This is a genomic window from Mesorhizobium sp. B1-1-1 (assembly GCF_006442955.1).
Classification (GTDB): domain Bacteria; phylum Pseudomonadota; class Alphaproteobacteria; order Rhizobiales; family Rhizobiaceae; genus Mesorhizobium.
The window spans coordinates 399,336-422,058 of the sequence record NZ_VFWW01000001.1 but is presented as its reverse complement, the minus strand read 5'-3'; the positions used below and the strand labels follow the sequence as shown (position 1 = coordinate 422,058).

The following is a 22,723-nucleotide window of genomic DNA, read 5'->3' as shown; positions in this document are numbered from 1 at the left end:
AGGCTTTCCATGTCCAGACTTCGCGTCAACGCATTCACCTTGTCGCTCGACGGTTACGGCGCCGGTCCCGACCAGGATTTGAAAAACCCGCTCGGGGTCGGCGGGGAAGCCCTGCACAAATGGATGATCGGTACCCGCACCTTCCGCAAGATGGTGCTCGGAGACGACGGCGGCACAACCGACACCAACGAGGCGTTCGCGGCGCGCAGCTTCGAGAATGTCGGCGCCTGGATCCTCGGCCGCAACATGTTCGGGCCGATCCGCGGCGAATGGCCTGACGAAAACTGGAAGGGCTGGTGGGGCGACAGCCCGCCCTATCATGTGCCGGTCTTCGTGCTGACCCACCATGCGCGCGAGCCGATCGTCATGGAGGGCGGCACGACCTTTTACTTCATTACGGATGGCATCCATTCGGCGCTCGAGCAGGCAAGGGCAGCGGCCAATGGCAGCGATGTGCGGGTCGGCGGCGGCGTCGCCACCATCCGGCAGTACCTCCAGGAGAGGCTCATCGACGAGATGCATCTGGCGATCTCGCCGGTGCTGCTCGGCTCCGGCGAGCACCTCTTCGCCGGGATTGATATGCCGAAGCTCGGCTACGCGTGCAGCGAACAAGTAGCGACGCCGCTTGCCACGCATGTCGTCATCAAGCGGACTTAGGAATTAGTTGTCTGCGACAGTGGGAATTGGCAACCCTTGGTGCAGATCCTTTCTCCCCGTCACTATACGGGGAGAAGGACAAACTCTCGTTCAATACTTCTCGGGCACGTAGAGCTCGCGCGGCAGCACCTGGCGCTCGTATTCGGGATTGAAGACCCGCTCGGGCAGCGTGATCTCCTCGTGCGGCACCTCTTCATAGGGAACCTGCTGCAAGAGGTGGTCGATGCAGTTCAGCCGGGCGCGCTTCTTGTCGTTGCCCTCGACGATGAACCAGGGCGCCTCCGGAATGTTGGTACGGGCGAAGGTCTCTTCCTTGGCCTTGGTGTACTGTTCCCAGCGCACCCGCGACTGCAGGTCCATCGGCGACAGCTTCCACTGCTTCATCGGATCGTGGATGCGCATCAGGAAGCGCATCTGTTGTTCCTCGTCGGTGATCGAGAACCAGTATTTGACCAGCGTGATGCCCGAACGGACCAGCATGCGCTCGAACTCCGGCACGTCACGGAAGAATTCCTCCACCTGATCGGCCCCGGCGAAACCCATCACCCGCTCGACGCCGGAGCGGTTGTACCAGGAGCGGTCGAACAGAACGATCTCGCCGCCGGCCGGCAGGTGCGGCACATAACGCTGGAAATACCATTGCGACGTCTCTCGCTCGGTCGGTGCCGGAAGCGCCACGACGCGGCAGATCCGCGGGTTGAGCCGCTGGGTGATGCGCTTGATGACGCCGCCCTTGCCAGCCGAATCGCGGCCTTCGAAGATCACCACAAGCTTCTTCTTGTGGTAGGCGACCCAGGATTGCAGCTTGATCAGCTCGGATTGCAGCCCGATCAGGTCGCGAAAATACTGCATGCGGTCGATAGAAGGCGGATGCGCGTTCTTGTAGATCCTGGCGATCTCCAGCGACAGCGCCGGTTCCGACATCTCCAGTTCATAGTCCTCGTCGAGCGTGTCGGCGAGTTCGGCTTCCAGCCAGTCCCGGGCGCCGGACTTGGGTATGGATTCATTCATCGGTGTTCCTCCATCTGCAAGCTGCCGCCTCCGGCAACGACCGGGCGCACTGGTCGCGTCCTGACGGCGGCGCGCAACGCCCTGATCGACTGAGTATAGGCCGGCAATGACGGTTTTATTGCAGGGGCACGCCACGGCCGCTCATCGGTGTGCTGGGGCCGGAGGGCGACAAGCCGCACGGATTGTCCTACAAATCCAGCAACCTGATCGGGCCATTCTTCTCAATCGCGAGGACTGACATGGAATACCGCACTCTCGGCCGTTCCGGCCTGAAGGTTTCGGCGCTGACGATGGGCACCATGACCTTTGGCGGCGCCGGCCCGTTCGCGGCTGTGGGCAACAGCGATCTCGCCGAGGCGGAGCGCATGATCGATCTGTGCATTGATGCCGGCATCAATCTCATCGACACGGCCAATGTCTATTCGGACGGCCTGTCGGAGGAGATCATCGGCGAGGCACTCGGCGGCAAGCGCAGGAACGACGTGCTGATCGCCTCCAAGGCGCGCATGCGCATCGGCGACGGTCCCAATGACGAAGGCCTGTCGCGCCATCATTTGATCCGCGAATGCGAGAAAAGCCTTAAGCGGCTCAAGACCGACGTCATCGATATCTATTTCCTGCACGAATGGGACGGCGTGACGCCACTCGAAGAGACCATCGCCGCGCTCGACACGCTGGTCGGCCAGGGGAAGATCCGCTATATCGGCTGCTCCAACTATTCCGGCTGGCAGGTGATGAAGGCGCTCTCCATCAGTGACACCCGCCATCAGCCGCGCTTCGTCACCCAGCAGATCCACTACACGCTCGAAGCACGCGAAGCCGAATACGAGCTGCTGCCGATCTCGGTCGACCAGGGATTGGGCGTGCTGGTGTGGAGCCCGCTGGCGGGAGGCCTGCTGTCGGGCAAGTATCACCGTGACAGCCCGACCGCGCGCCAGGTCGCCGGCTGGTCCGAACCGCCAATCCGCGACGAGGACCGGCTGTGGCGGATCGTCGATGTGCTGGTCGAAATCGGTAAGGCCCGCGGTGTGTCCGCCGCACAGGTGGCGCTTGCCTGGCTGCTTGGCCGGCCGGCTATCAGCTCGCTTGTGATCGGCGGGCGCAACGAGGCCCAGTTCAGGGACAATATCGCGGCGGCCAGCCTGACGCTGGCCGGCGAGGAACGTGATCGCCTCGACGCGGTCAGCCGCCCGCCCCTGCTCTATCCCTATTGGCATCAGCAGCTGACGGCAAAGGAGCGTTTCGGCGCCGCCGACCTTGTGATCGACCGAAGCAGCTTATAGGAACCCTGGTGCCGGCTCCGAGACGTCGGAAGGCGAACGACGCGTAGTCAGCCCACAAGAACAGCAAAAAAGGAGCCGCTATGGCACGAGCACCAAATTACGATCAGGAACGCAAAGAACGCGATCGCCAGAAGGCGGCCAAGAAGGCCGAAAAGCTGGCGGCCAAGGCTGCGGCGCGGGAGCGTCAGAAACCCGAGACTGACGCCGAGATTGAAACAGAGGAATGACGGCGCGCGGCGGCAATCCGGCCTGGATCAGGCCGGCGCCTTGTCGCTGACGAAGACGTCCACTTCACGCGCCGCCGCGATAAAGGCGCGCCTTGCGTTCATGGCCGGCTTGTCGCCGGCCAGCGCATCGTGGCAGGCCTGCAGCGCCGCGCGATGCTTGGGGGTGCGCTTGCCGGGCCAGCTGTTCATGAGATAGTCGGAAGCCTCGCGGGCCGAGCGTAAGAGCTGTGTACTTCCCGCCGTGACTGATTTGACGGTCACGGGTACTTCAAATCGGTTGTTTTCCATCGCCCGGTCCTACGCCATCGGCGTCCGCGAAGCGAGGCCGAAAGTGGGGCTCGGGGCCGGTGGTCCTTTTTTCGGCGGCGAGTGGCCTGCCCTGCAGGCCGCATTATGCCGCCACGACGGCAAATCCCCTGGCGCGAAGGCCGCGGCGATCATTGGCCAGCGACGTCAACAGACGGTCGCGACTGCCCACGATATGCTGCGAGAGCAAGCGCGCGGCTTCCTGTGCATCGCCGCTCCGCACGGCGGCCAGGATGGCATGATGTTCGGCCCACGCGCGGCCAAGGGCCGCTCCATCGCGTACCTCCAGCCAACGGGCGCGCGAAAGCCTGGTCATCGCGTCGCGGACGGCCCGAAACAGGAATTCATTGCCGGACAGTCGCGCCAGCTCGATGTGGAAATCCATGCCGACGCGATGCCATTCCTCGCGCGGAGTGTCGTCGTCGCAGGAGACGAGCATAGCCTCGATGACATCGACGGCACTTCTGTCGGCAAGCCCGCATGTCAGCCGCAAGGCCGCGACCTCGACCGCTTCGCGGTAGACCGCGATCTGCTCGAGTTCGGCCAGGTTGATGGGCGAGACCGTCCAGCCGCGCCCGTCCCTGCCGACCAGCCCTTCGGTTTCGAGCCGCAGCAGCGCAGCCCTGACCGGCGTGCGCGAGGCGCCGAAGCGGCTTTCGATCCAGCGCTCGGTGAGTTTCTCACCCGGGCCGATCTCAAGTCCAAGGATCATCTCGCGGAGCTGCCGTTCGACGTTGTGCATCTGCGACATCGTTGTTGCCTTTTCACGTGCCCGCATTGACAGCGGTCGGGCTGTGGGTCCATGACGGATACCGACTTGGTATCCCAAAATGGTATCCACAACAATCCCTGGCACACGCAGGCACGGCATGACGCAGAACGATACGGAACAGGGCGGCTACAATATCCACTGGCGGCGCAATCTCGCCGTCTGCTTCGCGGGTTCGTTCAGCACGCTCATCGCCATGACCCTGCTCTTGCCGTTCCTGCCGCTCTATGTCGAGCAACTGGGCGTCGAGGGCCATGCGGCGATCGTGCAATGGTCGGGCATCGCCTATGGGGCGACCTTCTTCGCGGCGGCGCTCGTTGCGCCGTTATGGGGACGGCTCGGCGACCGCTACGGCCGCAAGCTGATGCTGGTGCGCGCCTCCTTCGGCATGGCGATCTGCATGTCGCTGACCGGAATGGTCGAGACGGTCTGGCAATTGGTGCTGCTGCGCCTGCTGATCGGCTTTGCCGGCGGCTATTCCTCCGGCTCGACCATATTGGTGGCCATGCAGACGCCGAAGGACCGCTCCGGCTGGGCGCTCGGTGTCTTGTCCGCTGGCATCACGGCAGGTTCGCTGGTCGGCCCCTTGCTCGGCGGCGCGCTGCCGCCGGTAATCGGCATCCGCGCGACCTTTCTGTTGTCCGGCGGCGTCATCTTCCTTGCCTTTCTGGCGACGACATTCCTGATCAAGGAGAACCAGCGCCCGCAAGCAAGCAAAGCCGCGACGGCGGCAAAGCCGAAGAGCGGCTGGTCGCAAATTGCCGACAAGCGTCCGGTCGTGGCCATGCTGACGACCGGCATGCTGCTGGCCTTCGCCACCATGTCGATCGAGCCGATCATCACCGTCTATGTGCAGCAGCTGATCGAGGACCAGAGCCGGGTGACGCTCGTTGCCGGCGTGGTGATGTCGGCGGCCGCCCTTGGCGCAATCCTGTCGGCGTCATGGCTTGGCAGGCTCGCCGACCGCGTCGGTCACTGGAACGTCGTCGTCGGCGCGCTGGCCGTGTCGGCGCTGCTGCTCATTCCGCAGGCCTTCGTCACCGACGGCTGGCAACTGATCGGGCTGCGCTTCCTGATGGGCCTGGCGCTCGGCGGTTTGCTGCCTTGCATCACCAGCGTCATCCGCCACAACATTCCCGACGGCGTCGGCGGCAACGTGCTCGGTCTTTCGATCTCGGCCCAATATGTCGGCCAGGTCGCCGGACCGCTTGCCGGCGGTTTCGTCGGCGGCCATTTCGGCATGCGGGCGGTGTTTCTCGGCACGTCGGTGCTGATGGCGCTCGGCGCGGTCTACAACTGGATTGTCCAGGCGCGGCGGACGCGGCATATGTTGATGGAAGCGGGCAAGCCCTGACGAACTGCCCAGCCGATCAACCGAAGGAGCGTCGACATGAACCTGACCGAAACGACCGGCAGCCGTCTGCTTGTGCTCGCCGCCGGCGTCGTGGGCGCGGCCGGCGTGGCGCTGTCGGCGGCCGCCGCACATCTCGGCGGCGCCTTCACCGGTACGGCGGCATCGTTCCTGCTGATGCACGCACCGGTGTTTCTCGCCGTCGGTCTCCTCGACGCGAATCGCCCGCTGCGGTTAGCCAGCCTGGTGCTGCTCGTCGGGCTCGTGCTTTTCACGGGCGATCTTCTCGCCCGCGATTTTCTCGGATCGAGGCTGTTTCCGATGTCGGCGCCGATCGGAGGCACCCTGCTCATCGCAGGCTGGCTGACCATAGCTGTCTCCGCCGTGGTGCGTCGGCGACCCTGAGATGCGCGGCCGGTTTCAATCCCGGCGACGTTCAAGTCGGATCCAAAGATCGCGGTTGCGCGCCGAGAGCGTCGCGCGGCGCGGCGCCTCTGGCCGCTCCGCGGCCGTGCCGATGCCCCAATAATTGCGATAAATGTCGTCGAACAGATGCTTCATGGGATGCATGGCTCTTCTCCTCTTGATTTGAATTGAATCGATCCAATAGGCCGACGCAAAAAATTCACGCCAGTCAGCTCCGCTTGCGCGCCACCAGGAAGCGCAGATCGCGAATCCACGGGCTTGTTCCGCCGCGGCGCTTGGACTTGTTGGCGGCCGACCCGATGCTCCAGTCGTTGCGGTAGATGTCTTCGAACAGATAGTTAACAGGATGCATGGCGCACCTCCCATCTAGGTTTAATCCAGCAGGCAGATCTTAGTTGGATCGATTCAAAGATAGGCCTATGGAAGCCGCCGGTCAAGCAAAATTTGAATCGATCCAACGAAAGTGCTAGATGCAAATCGGGAACGTGCTAAATGCATGTCAGGAGGCACGCGCAAATGGCGTCACTCACCGCAGGCAATCGACGACCCGTCCGGCTGGCCGACATCGCCAAGGCAGCCGGTGTTTCGCACGGCACCGCCTCCAACGTTTTCAGCCGCCCCGAGATCGTGCGCGAAGAAGTCCGCGAACGGGTCCGTGCGGCGGCCGAGGCGATGGGCTATGCCGGCCCCGATCCCAAGGGCCGCCTGCTGCGGGCCGGCAAGGTCAACGCCATCGGCGTGGCCACCGCGGAGCCCCTCTCCTATTTCTTCGAGGATCCCTTCGCGCGCGTGATGATGGCCGGTATCTCGCAGGCCTGCGATGCGACCGGGGCCGGTATCTCGTTAGTCTCGGCGGCCAACACCGAACAGCTTGCCTGGAATATCCAGAGCGCCCTTGTCGACGGCTTCATCGTCTTCTGTATCGAAGGCGGCTCGCGCCTTGTCGAATTGGCGCGTGAGCGCAAACTGCCCTTCGTGGCGCTGGACCTGGATTCGGAGGATGGATCCGTCGCGGCGATCGGCGTCGACAACATCGCCGGCGCCAGCCTGGCGGCGCGCCATCTGACGGAACTCGGGCATCGCCGCTTTGCCGTGCTGGCGCTGCCTTTCGCCGACGGCAGGACAGGCATCATTTCGCCCGAGGAGCTTCGCGCCGCGGCCTATGCGGGGACACGCGATCGCCTCACCGGCTACTTCCGGGAGCTTTCGCGGGTTGGCATCGATACATCCAAAGTGCCCGTCTACGAAACCGCCAACGATGCCGCCACCACAAAGGCGGGGCTGGAAACGATCTTTGCTTCCGGCGAACCACCCACGGCCATCCTGGCGATGTCGGACAGGATGGCCTTGGCAACGCTTGAATGGCTGAGCGCGCGCGGGCTGAATGTCCCCGATGATGTTTCGGTCATCGGTTTCGACGGCGTTCCCGAAGCAGCGCTATCCGAGCCGCCACTGACCACCGTCGCACAGCCGATCGCCGAGATGGGCCGGCTTGCGGTCAAGGCGATCCTGGAAAACGACGGCAAGGTCAGTCGGCAATTGCTGCCGGTCGAACTGATTGTGCGCGCCTCCTCGGCTCCACCGCGCCGCTGAACCGACTCGCCGACCTCAGCGGTTGGCTCTAGCCACGGCCGAGATACCGAACGACCCCTGGACGGGCTTGGCGTCCTTTTGCGTCGTCCTGGCTTTCCCCGAACCCCCGATGGTCGACAACCATTCGAGGTAGAAAGCGAGCGCGAACTGCATGGCGATGCCGGCGGCGAGCAGCAGGCTGTCATAGGCGAGGCCGCCGGGATTGATCAGCTTCATTACCTGGGCGACCATGGCGATCAGCGTGCCGGCGATGAACACCGGCAGCGAGCGCTTGCCGAGTATCGCCAGCGGATGGTCGGGTCCGGTGCGGAACAGGTTCGAGACCGCAGGCAGTGCCACCACCAGATAGCTGACCGCCAGGATGTGCAGCAGCCGCGGGAGCGACAGGAATGTCTTGTCGAAGCCGGTCAGCACCACCGGCAGGTCGAACCAGGTCACCTGGCCCCAAAGCGGACTATGCACCCATGCCAACGCGGCCAGCACATAGGCAGCGGCGGGACCGATCAGCCAGCGGTTGGCTGGAATGACGCCGCCGCGCCTGACATGCAGCATGGCGGCAAGGCCGATGTTGAACAGGAACTGCCAGGACAGCGGATTGAGGAACCACAGGCCGGGCTCGGGATAGTTCGGCGGGGCGATCTGCCAGATGCCGGCTACAAGCCACAGCAGGCCGGACACGGTCAGCGCTGCAAGCGGCCTGTAGCTGATGAACAGCAAGAAGGCCGGCGCCAGCAAAAGCAGCACCGCGTAGACCGGCAGGATGTTGTTGTAGCCGAGTTGGTGGCCGAGCGTGACGATGCCGACCAGCACCTCGGGCGTGTCCTTCATCAGCGGTTCGATGTTGATCAGCTTCAGCAGTTCCGGCCGCCGGCCGAACACCGCCGCGGCACAGAACAATGCCATTACCGCCATCGTGGTGACGATATGGGCGATATAGAGCACGCCTGCCCGCCGCCACATTTTCAGCGTCGCGAGCAGCCGGCCTCCCGGGCGGAACTTCGTGCCATAGGCAAGCGCGACCGAAATGCCCGATATCAGCACGAAAGCCTCGGCCGCATCCGAAAAGCCGAAATTCTTGTAGGTCAGGGTGTCGAAAGCCGTGCCCGGCACATGGTCGACGAAGATCGTCAGCAGCGCGAGCGCACGCAGCACATCGATGCGCGTATCGCGCTCGGTTGGAACTGGGGTGGTCATCGACAAAAGGCCTCAAAGCTGGTTGTTCATGCCCAGCAATGCGACCCCCGGCGCACCGCTTCGATTCCTCCGCGATGGAGTATATCGGCGCAGAAACGGACTGAAATGCGCCCGGTTCAATCAACTTTCGCGGAGCATGAAAATATTGCGTTTTGAAGCCGGCAAATTGAGTGAAACGAAATGTAATCAAAAGGATACGGCATGAGCGATACAAGCGTCGAAAACAGCCTGCCGCGGCTGGATCTGGCCTTTCCCTATCGCTTCTTCGGATCCGGCGGGGCCAGCGACGAATGCCTGTTCCTGCTGCATGGATCAGGTGTCGACGAGACGACCCTGGTGCCGCTGGCGAGGCAGATCGCACCGCATGCCTGCCTGGTCGCCGTGCGTGGCCGCATCGTTCAGGACGACGGCTTCCGCTGGTTCGAGCGGATCACGCCGACCAGCTTCGAGCAGGCCAGCATCCGCCGCGAGACGGCCGCTTTCGCACGCTTCATGGCCGAGGCCATGAAGCGGCACCGGATCGATCCGAAGCGCGCGGCTTTCCTCGGCTATTCCAACGGCGCCAATCTGGTTTCCAGCCTGATGCTGCTCCATCCCGGCCTTGTCGGACGGGCGGCACTGCTGCGGCCGATGCCGGTGCTGGACGAGACGCCGGCAACCGATCTGACCGGCATCAAGGCGCTGATTGTCGCCGGCGCCGCCGACCTGACCTACGGACCCTTCGCGCCGGCCCTGGTAACGCTGCTCAGCCAGCGCGGCGCCGAGGTCGACGCGCGTATCGTCGCTTCGGGCCATGAAATCGGCGACCCCGATGCCGCGATCGTGCGGCAATGGCTTGCCCCGCCCGCTCCTGCCGCCTGACGGGCAAGACGCGGATCGCCGCGCTCAGCCTCCTTCAGCGATGCCGGCCTGCGCCCCGGCAATCAGCAAGTCGAGGCCGCTTTCGAACAGCGCCTCGTGACCGCCCGCACGATAATCGGCCAGGGCCTGGCTGAGCAGCGGGTAACCGCTTGCCTTGGCATCGAGCGCTGCACCTCGACCCGGGCCGGCCGGATATTCTGCCTGTTCCTCGAGGACGCAGCCCACCGTGTAGCGCCCGACGATCATCAGCAACCGCATGGCCATGACGGAAGGCATGCCGGCCTCGCGCAGAAAAGTGAGCAACCGTTCGACATGTTCGAGATCGCCCGGATCGGCCTCGGTACCGGCATGGACGCGCGCACCGTCGCGATAGGCCATCAAGGCGCCGCGGAAGCTGCGGGCGTTGTTGCGTACGAATTCCTGCCAGCTCTCGCCCGGCAGCGGTACCTGATGTCCATGGCCGCGCCGCAGGATCTCCTCGTTCATTGCGTCGAGCAGGGCGCGCTTGTTCCTGAAATGCCAGTAGAGTGCCGGCTGCTGGACCTTGAGCCGCTGCGCCAGCAGCCGGGTCGAGAGCGCATCGATGCCGACGTCGTTCAACAGCTCGAGCGCCTGCGCCACGATCAGCGCCTTGTCCAGCTTCATATGCACCTCGCTTGCCCAGCCAATTTATCGGTGATAAACGCTACCTTATCACCGATAAACTTTAGGAAAGAAGCATCTCGATGAAAAGGGCCTATCTCGTCGTGCTGACGGCAATGGCGCTGGACGCGGCCGGCATCGGGCTGATCATGCCGGTGCTGCCGGGGCTGTTGCGCGAGGTTGGCCATGTCGAGGACATTGGCTGGATTTTCGGCGCGTTCCTCGCCGCCTATGCCGCAATGCAGGTGCTGTTTTCGCCCCTGCTCGGCGCGTTGTCCGACCGCTACGGCCGCCGGCCGGTGCTGCTTCTGTCGCTTGCCGGGTCGATGCTGGATTATCTGTTCATGACCTTCGCGCCGTCGCTGCCGCTGCTGTTCGTCGGCCGACTGATCGCCGGCCTAACGGGCGCCAGCATGGCGGTGGCCTCCGCCTATATGGTCGACATCAGCAGCGAAGAGCGGCGCGCCCGCGCCTTCGGCCATCTGAGCGCCGCTTTTGGCGTCGGGTTCATCGCCGGTCCGGCGCTCGGCGGCCTGCTCGGCGATGTCTGGCTGCGCGCGCCGTTCCTGGCGGCGACAGGGTTCACCGGCATCAATCTGGTGCTGGCCTTCCTTCTGCTGCCGGAGCCGGAGCGGGTCGGCGGCACAGGCGAGCCGCTGTCGTTCAACCCGCTGGCGCCGCTGCGTTGGGCCCTGACTTTTCCGGCCCTCCTGCCGCTGCTCGGCGCCTTTGCCGTGCTCGGCCTTGTCGGCGAAGTCGGCGGCACCGTCTGGGTTCTCTACGTGCAGGACAAATTCCGCTGGAGCCTTTTCACTGTGGGCATCTCGCTGGCATTGTTCGGCCTCTTCCATGCCGGAGCCCAGGGTTTCGTCGCCGGACCGATCGCCGAGCGCTGGGGCGAAAGGCGAGCGCTCATGGTCGCCATCCTTGCCGACAGCACGGCCTATGTGTCGATCGCGCTGGCCTGGCAAGGCTGGATGGCGTTCGCGCTGTTGCCGCTTTTCTGTCTCGGCGGCATCGGAGCCCCGGCGCTGCAATCGTTGCTGACGTCACGTGTCGCGGCAGATCACCAGGGGCGATTGCAAGGTGTGCTCACCAGCATGACGAGCCTGGTCTCGGTGCTCGGACCACTCGTCATCGTCATGCTCTATTTTCGCACTCGAATGGTCTTCCCAGGCATGGTGTGGGTCGCGGGCGCGACGCTCTATGTCCTCTGCCTGCCCCTGCTGCTCGCAACCGGATCGCCCACGGCCAAACGGGAGGCGGCGGAGTGAGGATAATAGTGGCCGGCGACAGGGTTATCCCTGCCCCATCCTGTTCCAGGCGTCCAGCCCGGCGATCTTATAGGCCTCGGCCAGCGTGGGATAGTTGAATGTATTGTTGACAAAGAAGTCGACCGTGCCACCCAGATTGATCACCGCCTGGCCGATGTGAATCAGTTCGGTGGCGCCCTCGCCGACGATATGCGCGCCGAGCAAGCGGCGTGTCTCGATCGAGAACAGAAGCTTCAGGAAGCCGGTGTTGACGCCCATGATGTGGCCCCGCGAGGTCTCGCGGAAACGGGCCACGCCAACCTCGTAGGCGGCGCCGCTCTCGCGCACCTGTTCCTCGGATTGGCCGACGGTGGAGATCTCGGGCACCGCGTAAATGCCATAAGGAAAGGTTTCCGGCGGCGGCGGCAATGTCACGCCGAAAGCATGGCACGCGGCTACCCGGCCCTGCTCCATCGAGGTGGAGGCCAGGCTCGGAAAGCCGATCACGTCGCCGGCGGCGTAAATGTTGGGCACGCTGGTCTGGAAGGTGTGCGGATCGACCTTGATGCGTCCCCTGGAGTCAGCCTCGATGCCGACCGCATCGAGGCCGAGGCTACCGACATTGCCGGTGCGGCCCGCGGCGTAGAGCACGATCTCGGAACGTATGGTGCGCCCGTCGGCCAGCGTGACCTCTGCATGGTCGGGCCTGGAGGCAATCTCCTTCACGGCGCTTCCCAGCCGGATGGTCATGCCGCGGTCGCGCATCTGGTGGATGAAGTCGTCGACGATCTCGCGGTCGACGAAATCGAGGATCGTGTTGCGCGGCTCGACCAGCGTCACCGGCACGTCGAGTGCCGAAAAGATCGTCGCGTATTCGACGCCGATGACCCCGGCGCCGATGACCGTCAGCGTGCGCGGCAAGCGGTCGAGCTCGAGCATTTCGTCACTGTCGAACACGCGGCTCTTGTCGAACGGCACGTCGCCCGGCCGGTGCGGCCTGGTGCCGACGGCGATCAGCGCATTGGCGAAGCCGACCTCGCTGTAGTCGCCATTGTCCGATGTCAGGCTGACCCTGTTGGGCCCGAGAAATTTCACCGCGGCGCGGGAGCTCTTGACCGTGTTGCGCATGAACTGGTGCTGCAGCACCTCGACCTCGTGGTCGAGCGTCTTGTGCAGGCGCTCGACCAAGTCTCCGACCGAGATGTCCTGCTTAACCCGATAGCCGCGCCCATAGAAGCCGCGCTCACGCCAGCCCGAGAGATTGAGCACGGTTTCGCGCAGCGTCTTCGACGGAATGGTGCCCGTGTGCACGGAAACGCCGCCCAGGCGCCGCCCCCTGTCGACGACCAGTACCGATTTGCCGAGTTTGGCCGATTGTACAGCGGCACGACGGCCGGAAGGGCCGCTGCCAATGACCAGCATGTCGTAATCCATCCTGCCCGTCCCTGCCCCTTGGCGCTTTTGGTGCGCCGCAACAAGCTAACGCCATGTCAGGCGCGAATTCAACCGGCCCGCCGGCCGCTTCCCCCGCCTTGCGCACCGGGAAAGGCTCGATCTTGATTCCGCCATCAGCCTTTACCATTTTCCCAGCAGGTGGGGCGCAGGCTAAGCAGGCCCCTGTTACGAGGAAATGACATGAACGCTCGCGTTCTCGACGGTGAAATCATCAATACCAGGCTCGACGACGTGAGGGCCTATGAAGGGGTACGCACGCGGCGTGTCCTGGCGGTCATGATCGACTATGTCATTGTCGCGCTGCTCACCATCCCTGTCGCCATCCTGGTGTTCTTCCTCGGGCTTTTGACCCTCGGCCTTGGCTGGATGCTGTTTGGCGTCCTGGTCCCGGCCGTCGCGATTCTCTACATCTGGAACACGCTTGGCAGCGCCGACCAGGCGACCACGGGCATGAAGATGATGGGCATCCGGCTCGATCGGCTCGACGGCAGGCCGATCGACGGGCTCACGGCAGTGGTCCATTCGGTGCTGTTCTGGGCCGGCAACGTCATCCTGTCGCCGCTGGTGCTGCTGGTGACGCTGTTTTCCGATCGCAAGCGCACGCTGCACGACCTGCTGCTCGGCACGGTGGTCAGCCGCACCGGCCGCTGAGGCGCATTTTCGCAAGCATCGCCGCGGCGTCGGCACAAATGTGAAGGCGTCCGCATGGCCACGCCTTCACAATCCTGTTGAATTTTTCGCTTTCCGCGCCAAAGGTAGAGCGATTCGAAGGAGTGTTTCCGAGACTCGATGACGCAGCACCCGACCCAGTCGCCGCAGTTCTTCCTGACCGCGCCGTCGCCGTGCCCCTATCTCGACGGCCAGTTCGAGCGCAAGGTGTTCACGCATCTGGTCGGCGACAAGGCGTCAGAGATGAATGATCTCCTGACCCAAGGCGGGTTCCGCCGCTCCCAGAACATCGCCTACAGGCCGGCCTGCGAAACCTGCCGCGCCTGCGTCTCCGTGCGCATCCTGGCGCAGGAATTCGTCGCCAGCCGCAACATGAAGCGCGTGCTGCAGCACAATTCCGATCTCGTCGGCGCCATGCACAATGCCGAGCCCTCGACCGAACAATATTCGCTGTTCCGCAGCTATCTCGATGCCCGCCACCGCCGCGGCGGCATGTCGGACATGACGGTTCTGGACTACGCCATGATGGTCGAGGACACCCATGTCGACACCAAGGTCATCGAATATCGCCGGCGCGGGCCCGATACTTTCATCACCGGCAAGGGACAGGGCGAGCTGATCGCGGTGGCGCTCACCGACAAGATGGCCGACGGCCTGTCGATGGTGTATTCCTACTTCAATCCCGACTTCGAGGAGCGGTCTCTCGGCACGTTCATGATCCTCGATCACATCGCTCGCGCCAGGGCGATGGGGCTGCCCCATGTCTACCTGGGATACTGGGTCAACGGCTCGCGCAAGATGAATTATAAGATGCGCTTCATGCCGCAGGAGCATCTCGGCCCGAAGGGCTGGGAGCGCTACACCAACGAAGCGGTCTCACGCTGAGTTTTTCCAAGATCCACGTTTGACTGTTTCAACGCAGGGGATGCTGGTCTTTCAGCCGCTTGGCGGGAGAGTGCGTCATTGCGCCGATCGGCTGTCCCATCTGTATTTCATTACGAAAGTTTGCAAATGACGTCCCACAGCGACCACCAGAAGGGCCTTCTGATAACCGCCATTGGCGGCCTGACGCTGACCCTCGACATTCCGCTGATCCGCCTCGCCGATGGCGGCGCATGGACGATCCTGCTCTTGCGCGGGGCCGCCACCTTCATCGCCGCAATGATCATCTGGGCTGTCTGGCGGGCGCTCAGCCGAAACGCGCCTCAGCTCATTCCAGGCTGGTCGGGACTGGCGGCCGCGATATGCTACGGGCTGACCTCGATCACCTTCGTCACCGCCGTCTTCTACACCTCGACCGCCGACCTGGTGTTCATCCTGGCCTTCAACACAGTGTTCGCCGCGCTCTTGTCCTGGTTGTTTCTCCAGGAAAAGCCGCGGGCGGTGACGCTCGCGGCGATGCTGGTCATGATCCTCGGCGTGCTGGTAATCGTCGGCGGATCTGTCGGCACCGGACACCTGTTCGGCAATTTCATGGCGCTGTGTTCGGCCTTCTTCATTTCCGTGGCCATCACCATTTCGCGGGCCAGCGGCAAGGACATGGGCTTCACGGCGCTCGTCGGGGTGGTTCCGTCGCTCGTGCTGGCGGCCTTCATGGTGTCAGGTGAAGGCATCCATGTGAGCGCGCCCTGGTGGATCATCTTTAATGGCGCCGTGATCATGCCGATTTCGTTCTTCTGCCTGGCGGCCGGCCCCAAATACATCTCCGGACCGGAAGTGGCGATGTTCTACCTTCTGGAGACCGTGCTGGCACCGGTGTGGGTATGGCTGATCTTTTCCGAAACGCCGTCACGCAACAGCCTGATCGGCGGCGCGATCCTGATCGTCACATTGGTGGTCCATTCGGTGTGGCAGTTGCATGACGGACGCAGGCGCCGCGCCGCCCTTGCGGTGCGTCATCCGGCCTGAATCTTCTTCGCCTCGCCGTCGATCTCGATCAGCGACGGCGAGCCTTCCTGTTCAGGGGAAGCAGGCATCTCGTCCATCATTTCCACCTCGCGCAGCCATTCGCGCCAGATCGCCACCAGCAGTGCCATCAGCACCGGGCCGATGAACAGGCCGAGAAAGCCCATCGTCTTGACGCCGCCGATCAGGCCGAAAAAGGTCGGCAGGAAGGGCAGTTTTATCGGCCCGCCGACGAGCTTCGGTCGCAAGGTCTTGTCGACGATGAACAGTTCGACCGTCCCCCAGATGAACAAAGCCAGGCCGGCCACCGGTGAGCCGCTGGCGGCGAGATAGATCGAAACCAGCGTGAAGGAGAGCGGTGCCCCGCCGGGAATCAGCGCCATGACGCCGGTCAGGGCGCCAAGCGTCACCGGCGACGGCACGCCGGCCAGCCAGTAGGCGATGCCGAGCACCAATCCCTCGCCGATGGCGATGACGGTCATGCCGGTCACGGTCGAGGAAATGGTCGCCGGCACGACCCGCGAGATGCGCTCCCACCTCGTCGGCAGGATGCGCTCGCCCAGGCGATCGACCTGGCCCGCGAAATGCTCGCCGTCGCGATAGGCGAAGAACAGCGCGATCATCATGAACAAAAGCGTCAAAAGCAGGCCGAAGGCGCTGCCGCCAGCGGCAAGGACGCCGCGATAGATGCTGCCGATATTGGCGCCGCTGACCAGTTGGATCAGTTCGCCGATGCCGCCGGGATGGCCGAGATTGGTCGTCCATTGCTGGTTCAGCCATTCTCCTACGATAGGCAGCGTGGCGATCCAGTGCGGTGTCGGGGCGCCGTGCCGGTTGGTCTCGATCGCCCAGCCGACCCATTCGCGCACCTCGTTGATGGCGTAGGTGCCCGCGAGCGCGATCGGTATGACCAGGAAGGCAAGGATGAACAATATGGCGAAGGTGGCGGCGATGGTGCGGTTGCCGCCGACACCGGCCAAAAGCCGCCGGTAGAGCGGCCAGCTCGCGAAGGCGATGACCAGCGCGGCCAGCACCGGGAACAGGAAGCCGTGGAAGAAATAGACGCCGGCGGCAACGATCAGCACCAGCAGCCAGCGCGCCGCCGAGAGCGGGGGGATGACGGCGGCTCTGAGCGGCGTCGACAGGCCGAACAGGCGTTGCCCCGGTTTCTGGATCTTCGCTTCCTTCAAACGCTCGTCTCTCCCGGCCATCCCGCTGCTTATGCTCTGATATAGTGCAGCAATCGTGACGATAGTTCAAAAGGTGATGGTGAAGCTGCGGATCTCCCCCCTCGAGGGGGAGATGGCCGGCAGGCTAGAGGGGGTAGCCGCGCGTAAGGCGCTAGCATTCTTTGTTCAAAGTAATGAGGTTGCGTCCAGTCGAACCGACCCCCTCTGTCGCCTTCGGCGGCATCTCCCCCTCGAGGGGGGAGATTACCCAAATTTCCCGGTCCTCGGGAAACCCTTCGGCACCATGCGGCCAGCCGACGCGCGGGCGCCGATCCATTCGGCCAATTCCTCGCGCGACCTTGTAAAGGTGCGGTCGGCCGAATCCTGCCAGGAAAGGCCGGTCTCCAGCGTAAACGGCTTGAGATCGAGAAGCCCGCCATCCTTGTATTTCTGCAGCCGCACGCCCTTGCCGCGGCTCATTTCCGGAATGTCGGACAGCGGAAACACCAGCATCTTTCGGTTCTCGCCGACGATGGCCAGATGATCGCCGCCGACCGGCACGCAGCGCTTGGCTTCGTCGGGCGCCTTGACGTTCATCACCTGCTTGCCCTTGCGGGTGTTGGCGACGACCTCTTCCTCCGGCACGATGAAACCGTTGGCGTCATGCGAGACCAGCAGCAGCTTGCGCTTCGGATCGTGGACGAAGGCGGTGACGATGTCCTGGTCATTGTCCATGTCGACGATGATGCGGATCGGCTCGCCATGGCCGCGCCCGCCCGGCAGCCGATCGGCGCCGATGGTGTAAAATTTGCCGCCGGTGGTGAACACCAGGATCTTGTCGGTCGTCTGCGCATGGAAGGCGAGTTTCAGGCTGTCGCCTTCCTTGAACGCAAGCTGCGAATGATCGGTCAGATGACCCTTCATCGCACGCAGCCAGCCCTTTTCCGAGACCACCACGGTGACCGGCTCGCGCTCGATCATGGCATGTGCGATGTCGGTCAGGTCATGCTCGGGCGCATCGGCGAACTGGGTGCGGCGCTTACCGAGCTCGGTCTCGGGGCCGAATTTGTCCCGCAGGCTCGCAACCTCCCACTTGATCGTCCCCCATTGCTTGGCTTCGGACGCAAGCAGCGCCTCGATCTGCTTCTTTTCGGCAGTGAGGCCGTCGAATTCCTTGCGGATCTCGAATTCTTCCAGCTTGCGCAGGGCGCGCAGGCGCATGTTGAGAATGGCTTCGGCCTGGGTGTCGGTGAGCGACCAGCGGGCCATCATGACCTGCTTTGGCTCATCCTCCTCACGGATGATCTTGATCACCTCGTCGATATTGAGATAGGCGATCAGGTAGCCGGCAAGGATCTCCAGCCGTCTTTCGATCTCGCCGAGGCGGTGTTTCGAGCGGCGGATCAGCACGTCGCGACGATGCTCGAGCCATTCCTGCAGCACGCCTTTCAGTGACAGGACGTTAGGCACCTTGCCGCGCGACAGCACGTTCATGTTGAGCGGGAAACGGCTTTCAAGCTCGGTGAGCTTGAACAGCGACTCCATCAGGATGCCGGGATCGACGGAACGGCTCTTGGGCACCAGCACGACGCGGATGTCCTCGGCGCTCTCGTCCCTGATGTCCTCGAGCAGCGGCAATTTGCGCGCCATCAGGAGCTCGGCGATCTTCTCGATCAGGCGCGCCTTCTGCACGCCATAGGGGATTTCGGTGACGACGATGCTCCAGGTGCCCCTGCCCTGGTCTTCCTGGCTCCATTTTGCCCGCACGCGAAAGCCGCCACGGCCGGTTTCATAGGATTCGAGGATGGAGGCTCGGCTATCGACGATGATGCCGCCGGTCGGGAAATCCGGGCCCTGGACGAAATCCATCAGCTTGGCCACCGGCGCGTCCCGATGCTCGATCAGGTGAAGGGCGGCGTCGCAAAGTTCGGCCGCGTTGTGCGGCGGGATCGATGTCGCCATGCCGACAGCGATGCCGGACGAGCCATTGGCCAGCAGATTGGGGAAGGCGCCCGGGAGCACCACCGGCTCCTCGTCCTCCTCATTGTAGGTCGGCCGGTAGTCGACGGCATCCTCGGTGATGCCCGCGAGCAGCTCGGTCGCCACATCGGTCATGCGCGCTTCGGTGTAGCGCATGGCGGCGGCGTTATCGCCGTCAATGTTGCCGAAATTGCCCTGGCCGTCGACCAAGGGGTAGCGCATCGAGAAATCCTGCGCCAGCCGCACCAGCGCATCGTAGATCGACTGGTCGCCATGCGGGTGGAACTTGCCCATCACCTCGCCGACGATACGAGCGCATTTGGCGAAGCCCTGGTCGGGGTTCAGGCGCAGCAGGCGCATGGCGTGCATGATGCGGCGATGGACCGGCTTCAGCCCGTCGCGGACATCGGGCAGCGCCCGGTGCATGATGGTCGACAGCGCATAGGCAAGATAGCGCTCTTCGAGCGCCTTCTTCAGATCGACCGGTTCGATGTGATCGCCGCCACCATTGTCAGGCGGCAAAAGCCTTTTTCCCATGGGCTGGAACTAGCCGAGCGGGTGATTCGCGGCAAGAGGGCAAGCCTTGAAGTGGGTGCATGCCCTGCCCTGCAATACGAAGTCGCAGGCAAGCCCGCCAGCCAACATCAATCCGTTACATGCCGTCTCTATTGCGAAGCGCGACGACGCTCGGCGGCCCGGTCTCCAGCATGTTCGGATCGAGTTTGCCTTTCGCCGCGATTTTTGACCATTGTGGCGGGATGCGCCTTTTTCCCGTCCAGTTCGTCACTGAAGGGTGATGGCGCCAAAAATTGAAAAATAATTTTCAGGACACTCGCAGGGGCATTCGCGATGACAATCAAACGCTCGACTCTCAGGAAATTCGCCTTTTCGACCTTCTTGCTCACATTGCCGCTGAACGCGGCGCTCGCCCAGGACACCGCGGTCGCCGACCGGCTGAAGGCGGCACTTGCCGCGCAGGGCGTCAACATCTCCTGGACCGGCGTGACCGGCGACAACGCCAGCATGGTGTTGCAGGGCGTATCCATCAAACCGGGCGCGGAAAAAGAAGCCCTTGCGATCGGCGACGTCAAACTCGAGGGCGTGACCGAAGCCAATGGCGGCTATGATATCGCAACCGTGTCGACCTCGGCATTCGAACATAGCAAGGACGGCGTCACCCTCAATTTAAGCCCCCTCGTCATCCACGACATGATGGTTCCGGCCAGCGGCGCCAGCGGCCCGCTGGGCTCGCTGATGATGTACAAGTCCGCCGAACTCTCGAACATGAGGGTCAAGATCGCCGACAAGACCGCTTTCTCGATGGACGGGCTTGCCATCGAAATCACGCCGCCGGCCGACGGCCAAGCGATGAAATTCACCGGCACCACCGAGAAGTTCAATGCCGACCTGACGCTGGTCGAGGATCCCAAGTCGAAGGAAGTCATCAACGCACTCGGCTACCAGAACATTGCGGGCAATTTCGAGATGGCCGGCACCTGGCAGCCCACTGACGGCAAGATGGAGCTGTCGAAATACAACATTTCGGTCGAGAATGCCGGCACGCTCGGCATGACCTTCGATCTCGGCGGCTACACGCTCGACTTCATCAAGTCGCTGCAGGAAATGCAGAAGAAGATGGCCGCGCAGCCCGAAGGGGCCGACAACTCGGCGCAAGGCATGGCCATGCTCGGCCTGTTGCAGCAGCTTTCCTTCAACAGCGCCTCGATCCGTTTCGACGACGATTCGCTGACGGGCAAGGTGCTGGACTATGTCGGCAAGCAGCAAGGCATGTCGGGCAAGGATATCGCCAACCAGGCCAAGGCGATCGTGCCGTTCGGCATGGCGCAGCTCAACAATCCCGAGCTGACGGCGCAGGTAACGGCGGCGGTCGGCAAATATCTCGACGATCCGAAGAGCCTCGAAATCTCGGCTAAGCCGCCGGCGTCGGTGCCGTTCGCACTGATCATGGCGGGCGCCATGTCCAATCCGACCGACCTGCCGAAGACGCTCGGCGTCACCGTCAAGGCCAACGAAGACTGATCGAAGCGACCTCGACTTGCTTCAAGATACGAAAAGCCCGGCAGCGATGCCGGGCTTTTGTCTGCGATTCTCAATCGAACGAGTCACTTCGGAGGCTTCTTTAAAGCGCCGTCCGAAGCGCCATCATGCCTCTTTCTTGATCGGTGCGACACGCAGCGACAAGTCGCGAAGCTGCTGCGGCGTGGCTTCCGACGGCGCATTCATCAACAGGTCGTAAGCCTGCTGGTTCATCGGGAACATGGTGATCTCGCGCAGGTTCTTGGCGCCCACCAGCAACATCACGACGCGGTCGATGCCGAATGCCGCTCCGCCGTGCGGCGGGGCGCCGTACTGAAACGCACGGTAAAGGCCGCCAAAGCGCTCCTCGACGGTCTGGCGATCCAGTCCGACCATCTCGAAGGCCCTGACCATGGTTTCGGGCAAATGGTTGCGGATGCCGCCCGAGGCAATCTCGAAGCCGTTGCACACGGCGTCGTACTGGAATGCCTTGATGCCGAGCGGCTCCTGGTTGTTGAGGGCGTCGATGCCGCCCTGCGGCATCGAAAACGGATTGTGGGCGAAATCGATCTTCTTCTCGTCCTCGTTCCACTCGAAGAACGGAAAGTCGACGATCCAGCACAGCTCGAAACGGTCGCGGTCGACCAGGTTCAGTTCCTCGCCGGCGCGGGTGCGCGCAGCACCCGCGAAGGAGACGAATTTCTTGGGATCGCCGGCGACGAAGAAGGCGGCATCGCCATCGGCAAGGCCCAGCTGAAGGCGGATCGCCTCGGTGCGCTCCTCGCCGATGTTCTTGGCAAGCGGACCCGCGCCTTCGAGTTTCTCGCCTTCCTTGCGCCAGAAGATGTAGCCCAATCCGGGCTGCCCCTCGCCTTGCGCCCAGCTGTTCATGCGGTCGCAGAAGGCACGGCTGCCCCCGGTCTTGGCCGGAATGGCCCAGACCTCGGCCTTGGGATCGTTGGCCAGGATGTTGGCGAAGACCTTGAAGCCGGAATCACGAAAATGGTCGGAGACCGCCTGCATCTCGATCGGGTTGCGCAGATCCGGCTTGTCGGTACCGTATTTGCGCATCGCAACATCATAGGGAATGCGCGGCCAGTCCTTCGTGACGGGCTTGCCGTTGGCAAAGGCCTCGAAGACCGATGTCATCACCGGCGCCATGGTGGAAAGCACGTCATCCTGCTCGACAAAGCTCATTTCGAGGTCGAGCTGGTAGAATTCGCCGGGCAGGCGGTCGGCGCGCGGATCCTCGTCGCGGAAGCAGGGCGCGATCTGGAAATAACGATCGAAACCCGAGACCATGATCAGCTGCTTGTATTGCTGCGGCGCCTGCGGCAGCGCATAGAAAGTGCCGGGGTGAATGCGCGACGGCACCAGGAAGTCGCGCGCGCCTTCGGGCGACGATGCGGTGAGGATCGGCGTCGAGAATTCGGTGAAGCCGACCTCGCCCATGCGCTTGCGCATCTCGGCGATGATCTTCGTGCGCGCCACGATGTTCCTGTGCAGCGTCTCGCGGCGCAGGTCGAGGAAGCGGTATTTCAGCCTGATGTCCTCGGGATAGTCCGGCTCGCCGAAGACCGGCAGCGGCAATTCCTTGGCCGCCGAAAGCACTTCGATCTCGCGCGCGAAAATCTCGATCTCGCCGGTCGGCAGGTTGGCATTGGTGGTTTCAGGCAGGCGCGCCTTGACCTCGCCGTCGACGCGGATCACCCATTCGCCGCGCACTGTTTCGGCGATCTTGAAGGCCGGCGAATCGGGATCGGCGACGATTTGGGTCAGGCCATAGTGGTCGCGCAGGTCGATGAACAGCAGGCCGCCATGGTCGCGCACGCGATGCACCCAGCCCGACAGGCGAACGGAAGCGCCGACGTCGCTCTTTCTCAACTGGGCACAGGTATGGCTGCGGTAACGGTGCATTGTCATGGGCAAAAGTCC

General features: G+C 63.4%; 23 protein-coding genes. 12 read left to right on the top strand and 11 right to left on the bottom strand.

Annotated elements, in window-relative coordinates:
- The first annotated feature begins 9 nt into the window (after positions 1-9).
- Positions 10-657 (top strand): dihydrofolate reductase family protein, encoded by a 648-nt coding sequence (locus FJ986_RS02075; RefSeq protein WP_140557014.1) that lies wholly within the window; start codon positions 10-12, stop codon positions 655-657.
- A 90-nt stretch (positions 658-747) separates the two neighbouring features.
- Here FJ986_RS02075 and ppk2 read toward each other — a convergent pair whose 3' ends face one another.
- Positions 748-1,668 carry a polyphosphate kinase 2 gene (gene ppk2 / locus FJ986_RS02070; RefSeq protein ID WP_140560569.1) on the bottom strand — a complete coding sequence of 307 codons (921 nt, stop codon included), beginning with the start codon at positions 1,666-1,668 and terminating at the stop codon, positions 748-750.
- Positions 1,669-1,907: 239 nt separating this feature from the next.
- Between ppk2 and FJ986_RS02065 the strand changes: the two genes are divergently transcribed.
- Both FJ986_RS02065 and FJ986_RS02060 read left to right on the top strand, forming a co-directional pair.
- Positions 1,908-2,951 carry an aldo/keto reductase gene (locus tag FJ986_RS02065; protein ID WP_140673281.1) on the top strand — a complete coding sequence of 348 codons (1,044 nt, stop codon included), beginning with the start codon at positions 1,908-1,910 and terminating at the stop codon, positions 2,949-2,951.
- A gap of 80 nt (positions 2,952-3,031) precedes the next feature.
- Positions 3,032-3,178 (top strand): hypothetical protein, encoded by a 147-nt coding sequence (locus tag FJ986_RS02060; RefSeq protein WP_140494066.1) that lies wholly within the window; start codon positions 3,032-3,034, stop codon positions 3,176-3,178.
- Positions 3,179-3,205: 27 nt separating this feature from the next.
- Here the strand turns inward: FJ986_RS02060 and FJ986_RS02055 are convergent, their stop codons facing one another.
- Both FJ986_RS02055 and FJ986_RS02050 read right to left on the bottom strand, forming a co-directional pair.
- On the bottom strand, positions 3,206-3,466 hold the full coding sequence (locus FJ986_RS02055) for a DUF982 domain-containing protein (RefSeq protein ID WP_140494068.1): 261 nt from the start codon (positions 3,464-3,466) through the stop codon (positions 3,206-3,208).
- Positions 3,467-3,569: 103 nt separating this feature from the next.
- Positions 3,570-4,235 (bottom strand): GntR family transcriptional regulator, encoded by a 666-nt coding sequence (locus FJ986_RS02050; protein WP_140494070.1) that lies wholly within the window; start codon positions 4,233-4,235, stop codon positions 3,570-3,572.
- Positions 4,236-4,353: 118 nt separating this feature from the next.
- On the opposite strand from FJ986_RS02050, the gene FJ986_RS02045 reads away from it, so the two are divergent.
- Positions 4,354-5,607 carry a multidrug efflux MFS transporter gene (locus FJ986_RS02045; protein ID WP_140557018.1) on the top strand — a complete coding sequence of 418 codons (1,254 nt, stop codon included), beginning with the start codon at positions 4,354-4,356 and terminating at the stop codon, positions 5,605-5,607.
- A gap of 36 nt (positions 5,608-5,643) precedes the next feature.
- Positions 5,644-6,009 (top strand): DUF423 domain-containing protein, encoded by a 366-nt coding sequence (locus FJ986_RS02040; RefSeq protein WP_140650032.1) that lies wholly within the window; start codon positions 5,644-5,646, stop codon positions 6,007-6,009.
- Positions 6,010-6,024: 15 nt separating this feature from the next.
- Here FJ986_RS02040 and FJ986_RS30360 read toward each other — a convergent pair whose 3' ends face one another.
- Together FJ986_RS30360 and FJ986_RS02035 are read right to left on the bottom strand one after the other, a co-directional pair.
- Positions 6,025-6,174, bottom strand: coding sequence for a hypothetical protein (locus tag FJ986_RS30360; protein ID WP_181165119.1), 150 nt, complete (start codon positions 6,172-6,174; stop codon positions 6,025-6,027).
- 64 nt (positions 6,175-6,238) lie between these two features.
- The gene (locus tag FJ986_RS02035) at positions 6,239-6,382 is read right to left on the bottom strand and encodes a hypothetical protein (protein ID WP_140494076.1); all 144 of its coding nucleotides are present in this window, start codon (positions 6,380-6,382) and stop codon (positions 6,239-6,241) included.
- Positions 6,383-6,546: 164 nt separating this feature from the next.
- On the opposite strand from FJ986_RS02035, the gene FJ986_RS02030 reads away from it, so the two are divergent.
- Positions 6,547-7,623 (top strand): substrate-binding domain-containing protein, encoded by a 1,077-nt coding sequence (locus FJ986_RS02030; protein ID WP_140560566.1) that lies wholly within the window; start codon positions 6,547-6,549, stop codon positions 7,621-7,623.
- 15 nt (positions 7,624-7,638) lie between these two features.
- Here the strand turns inward: FJ986_RS02030 and FJ986_RS02025 are convergent, their stop codons facing one another.
- A complete protein-coding gene (locus tag FJ986_RS02025) occupies positions 7,639-8,817 on the bottom strand; it encodes an OpgC family protein (protein ID WP_140665428.1) in 1,179 nt (392 codons plus the stop codon).
- Positions 8,818-9,018: 201 nt separating this feature from the next.
- Here FJ986_RS02025 and FJ986_RS02020 point away from each other — a divergent pair, with 201 nt between their 5' ends.
- Positions 9,019-9,678, top strand: a complete 660-nt coding sequence (locus tag FJ986_RS02020) for an alpha/beta hydrolase (protein ID WP_140515667.1) — start codon at positions 9,019-9,021, stop codon at positions 9,676-9,678.
- Positions 9,679-9,702: 24 nt separating this feature from the next.
- Here FJ986_RS02020 and FJ986_RS02015 read toward each other — a convergent pair whose 3' ends face one another.
- The gene (locus FJ986_RS02015; protein ID WP_140494084.1) at positions 9,703-10,323 is read right to left on the bottom strand and encodes a TetR/AcrR family transcriptional regulator C-terminal domain-containing protein; all 621 of its coding nucleotides are present in this window, start codon (positions 10,321-10,323) and stop codon (positions 9,703-9,705) included.
- A gap of 80 nt (positions 10,324-10,403) precedes the next feature.
- Here FJ986_RS02015 and FJ986_RS02010 point away from each other — a divergent pair, with 80 nt between their 5' ends.
- The gene (locus tag FJ986_RS02010) at positions 10,404-11,594 is read left to right on the top strand and encodes a TCR/Tet family MFS transporter (protein ID WP_140673279.1); all 1,191 of its coding nucleotides are present in this window, start codon (positions 10,404-10,406) and stop codon (positions 11,592-11,594) included.
- A 24-nt stretch (positions 11,595-11,618) separates the two neighbouring features.
- Here FJ986_RS02010 and sthA read toward each other — a convergent pair whose 3' ends face one another.
- Positions 11,619-13,007, bottom strand: coding sequence for a Si-specific NAD(P)(+) transhydrogenase (gene sthA / locus FJ986_RS02005; RefSeq protein ID WP_140494088.1), 1,389 nt, complete (start codon positions 13,005-13,007; stop codon positions 11,619-11,621).
- A 201-nt stretch (positions 13,008-13,208) separates the two neighbouring features.
- Between sthA and FJ986_RS02000 the strand changes: the two genes are divergently transcribed.
- The 3 genes from FJ986_RS02000 to FJ986_RS01990 all read left to right on the top strand — a co-directional run bounded on the left by FJ986_RS02000 (position 13,209) and on the right by FJ986_RS01990 (position 15,605).
- Positions 13,209-13,679 carry an RDD family protein gene (locus FJ986_RS02000; protein WP_140494090.1) on the top strand — a complete coding sequence of 157 codons (471 nt, stop codon included), beginning with the start codon at positions 13,209-13,211 and terminating at the stop codon, positions 13,677-13,679.
- 138 nt (positions 13,680-13,817) lie between these two features.
- A complete protein-coding gene (locus FJ986_RS01995; protein ID WP_140494092.1) occupies positions 13,818-14,582 on the top strand; it encodes an arginyltransferase in 765 nt (254 codons plus the stop codon).
- A gap of 126 nt (positions 14,583-14,708) precedes the next feature.
- On the top strand, positions 14,709-15,605 hold the full coding sequence (locus tag FJ986_RS01990; protein ID WP_140565175.1) for a DMT family transporter: 897 nt from the start codon (positions 14,709-14,711) through the stop codon (positions 15,603-15,605).
- On the opposite strand, the gene FJ986_RS01985 is transcribed toward FJ986_RS01990, so the two are convergent.
- Both FJ986_RS01985 and parC read right to left on the bottom strand, forming a co-directional pair.
- Positions 15,593-16,792, bottom strand: a complete 1,200-nt coding sequence (locus tag FJ986_RS01985) for an AI-2E family transporter (protein ID WP_140515657.1) — start codon at positions 16,790-16,792, stop codon at positions 15,593-15,595. The two genes, FJ986_RS01990 and FJ986_RS01985, sit on opposite strands and share 13 nt — an antisense overlap.
- Before the next feature lie 243 nt (positions 16,793-17,035).
- Entirely contained in the window at positions 17,036-19,288 is a 2,253-nt protein-coding gene (gene parC, locus FJ986_RS01980; protein WP_140557024.1) for a DNA topoisomerase IV subunit A, read from the bottom strand.
- A 312-nt stretch (positions 19,289-19,600) separates the two neighbouring features.
- Between parC and FJ986_RS01975 the strand changes: the two genes are divergently transcribed.
- Positions 19,601-20,791 (top strand): hypothetical protein, encoded by a 1,191-nt coding sequence (locus tag FJ986_RS01975; RefSeq protein WP_140557026.1) that lies wholly within the window; start codon positions 19,601-19,603, stop codon positions 20,789-20,791.
- Positions 20,792-20,914: 123 nt separating this feature from the next.
- On the opposite strand, the gene aspS is transcribed toward FJ986_RS01975, so the two are convergent.
- Complete coding sequence (aspS, locus tag FJ986_RS01970) at positions 20,915-22,705, bottom strand: aspartate--tRNA ligase (protein ID WP_181167403.1); 1,791 nt, start codon at positions 22,703-22,705, stop codon at positions 20,915-20,917.
- Positions 22,706-22,723: the final 18 nt, after the last annotated feature.

What these genes read in the sequence shown, in the direction of transcription:
- FJ986_RS02035 (WP_140494076.1), bottom strand. Translation starts at nt 6,382, where the DNA reads ATGCATCCTGTTAACTATCTGTTCGAAGACATCTACCGCAACGACTGG.
- FJ986_RS02000 (WP_140494090.1), top strand. Translation starts at nt 13,209, where the DNA reads ATGAACGCTCGCGTTCTCGACGGTGAAATCATCAATACCAGGCTCGAC.
- FJ986_RS01975 (WP_140557026.1), top strand. Translation starts at nt 19,601, where the DNA reads ATGACAATCAAACGCTCGACTCTCAGGAAATTCGCCTTTTCGACCTTC.
- FJ986_RS02065 (WP_140673281.1), top strand. Translation starts at nt 1,908, where the DNA reads ATGGAATACCGCACTCTCGGCCGTTCCGGCCTGAAGGTTTCGGCGCTG.
- FJ986_RS01990 (WP_140565175.1), top strand. Translation starts at nt 14,709, where the DNA reads ATGACGTCCCACAGCGACCACCAGAAGGGCCTTCTGATAACCGCCATT.
- FJ986_RS02040 (WP_140650032.1), top strand. Translation starts at nt 5,644, where the DNA reads ATGAACCTGACCGAAACGACCGGCAGCCGTCTGCTTGTGCTCGCCGCC.
- FJ986_RS02010 (WP_140673279.1), top strand. Translation starts at nt 10,404, where the DNA reads ATGAAAAGGGCCTATCTCGTCGTGCTGACGGCAATGGCGCTGGACGCG.
- FJ986_RS02075 (WP_140557014.1), top strand. Translation starts at nt 10, where the DNA reads ATGTCCAGACTTCGCGTCAACGCATTCACCTTGTCGCTCGACGGTTAC.
- sthA (WP_140494088.1), bottom strand. Translation starts at nt 13,007, where the DNA reads ATGGATTACGACATGCTGGTCATTGGCAGCGGCCCTTCCGGCCGTCGT.
- FJ986_RS02055 (WP_140494068.1), bottom strand. Translation starts at nt 3,466, where the DNA reads ATGGAAAACAACCGATTTGAAGTACCCGTGACCGTCAAATCAGTCACG.
- FJ986_RS02020 (WP_140515667.1), top strand. Translation starts at nt 9,019, where the DNA reads ATGAGCGATACAAGCGTCGAAAACAGCCTGCCGCGGCTGGATCTGGCC.
- FJ986_RS01995 (WP_140494092.1), top strand. Translation starts at nt 13,818, where the DNA reads ATGACGCAGCACCCGACCCAGTCGCCGCAGTTCTTCCTGACCGCGCCG.
- FJ986_RS02060 (WP_140494066.1), top strand. Translation starts at nt 3,032, where the DNA reads ATGGCACGAGCACCAAATTACGATCAGGAACGCAAAGAACGCGATCGC.
- FJ986_RS02050 (WP_140494070.1), bottom strand. Translation starts at nt 4,235, where the DNA reads ATGTCGCAGATGCACAACGTCGAACGGCAGCTCCGCGAGATGATCCTT.
- FJ986_RS30360 (WP_181165119.1), bottom strand. Translation starts at nt 6,174, where the DNA reads ATGCATCCCATGAAGCATCTGTTCGACGACATTTATCGCAATTATTGG.
- FJ986_RS02015 (WP_140494084.1), bottom strand. Translation starts at nt 10,323, where the DNA reads ATGAAGCTGGACAAGGCGCTGATCGTGGCGCAGGCGCTCGAGCTGTTG.
- aspS (WP_181167403.1), bottom strand. Translation starts at nt 22,705, where the DNA reads ATGCACCGTTACCGCAGCCATACCTGTGCCCAGTTGAGAAAGAGCGAC.
- FJ986_RS02025 (WP_140665428.1), bottom strand. Translation starts at nt 8,817, where the DNA reads ATGACCACCCCAGTTCCAACCGAGCGCGATACGCGCATCGATGTGCTG.
- ppk2 (WP_140560569.1), bottom strand. Translation starts at nt 1,668, where the DNA reads ATGAATGAATCCATACCCAAGTCCGGCGCCCGGGACTGGCTGGAAGCC.
- FJ986_RS02045 (WP_140557018.1), top strand. Translation starts at nt 4,354, where the DNA reads ATGACGCAGAACGATACGGAACAGGGCGGCTACAATATCCACTGGCGG.
- FJ986_RS02030 (WP_140560566.1), top strand. Translation starts at nt 6,547, where the DNA reads ATGGCGTCACTCACCGCAGGCAATCGACGACCCGTCCGGCTGGCCGAC.
- parC (WP_140557024.1), bottom strand. Translation starts at nt 19,288, where the DNA reads ATGGGAAAAAGGCTTTTGCCGCCTGACAATGGTGGCGGCGATCACATC.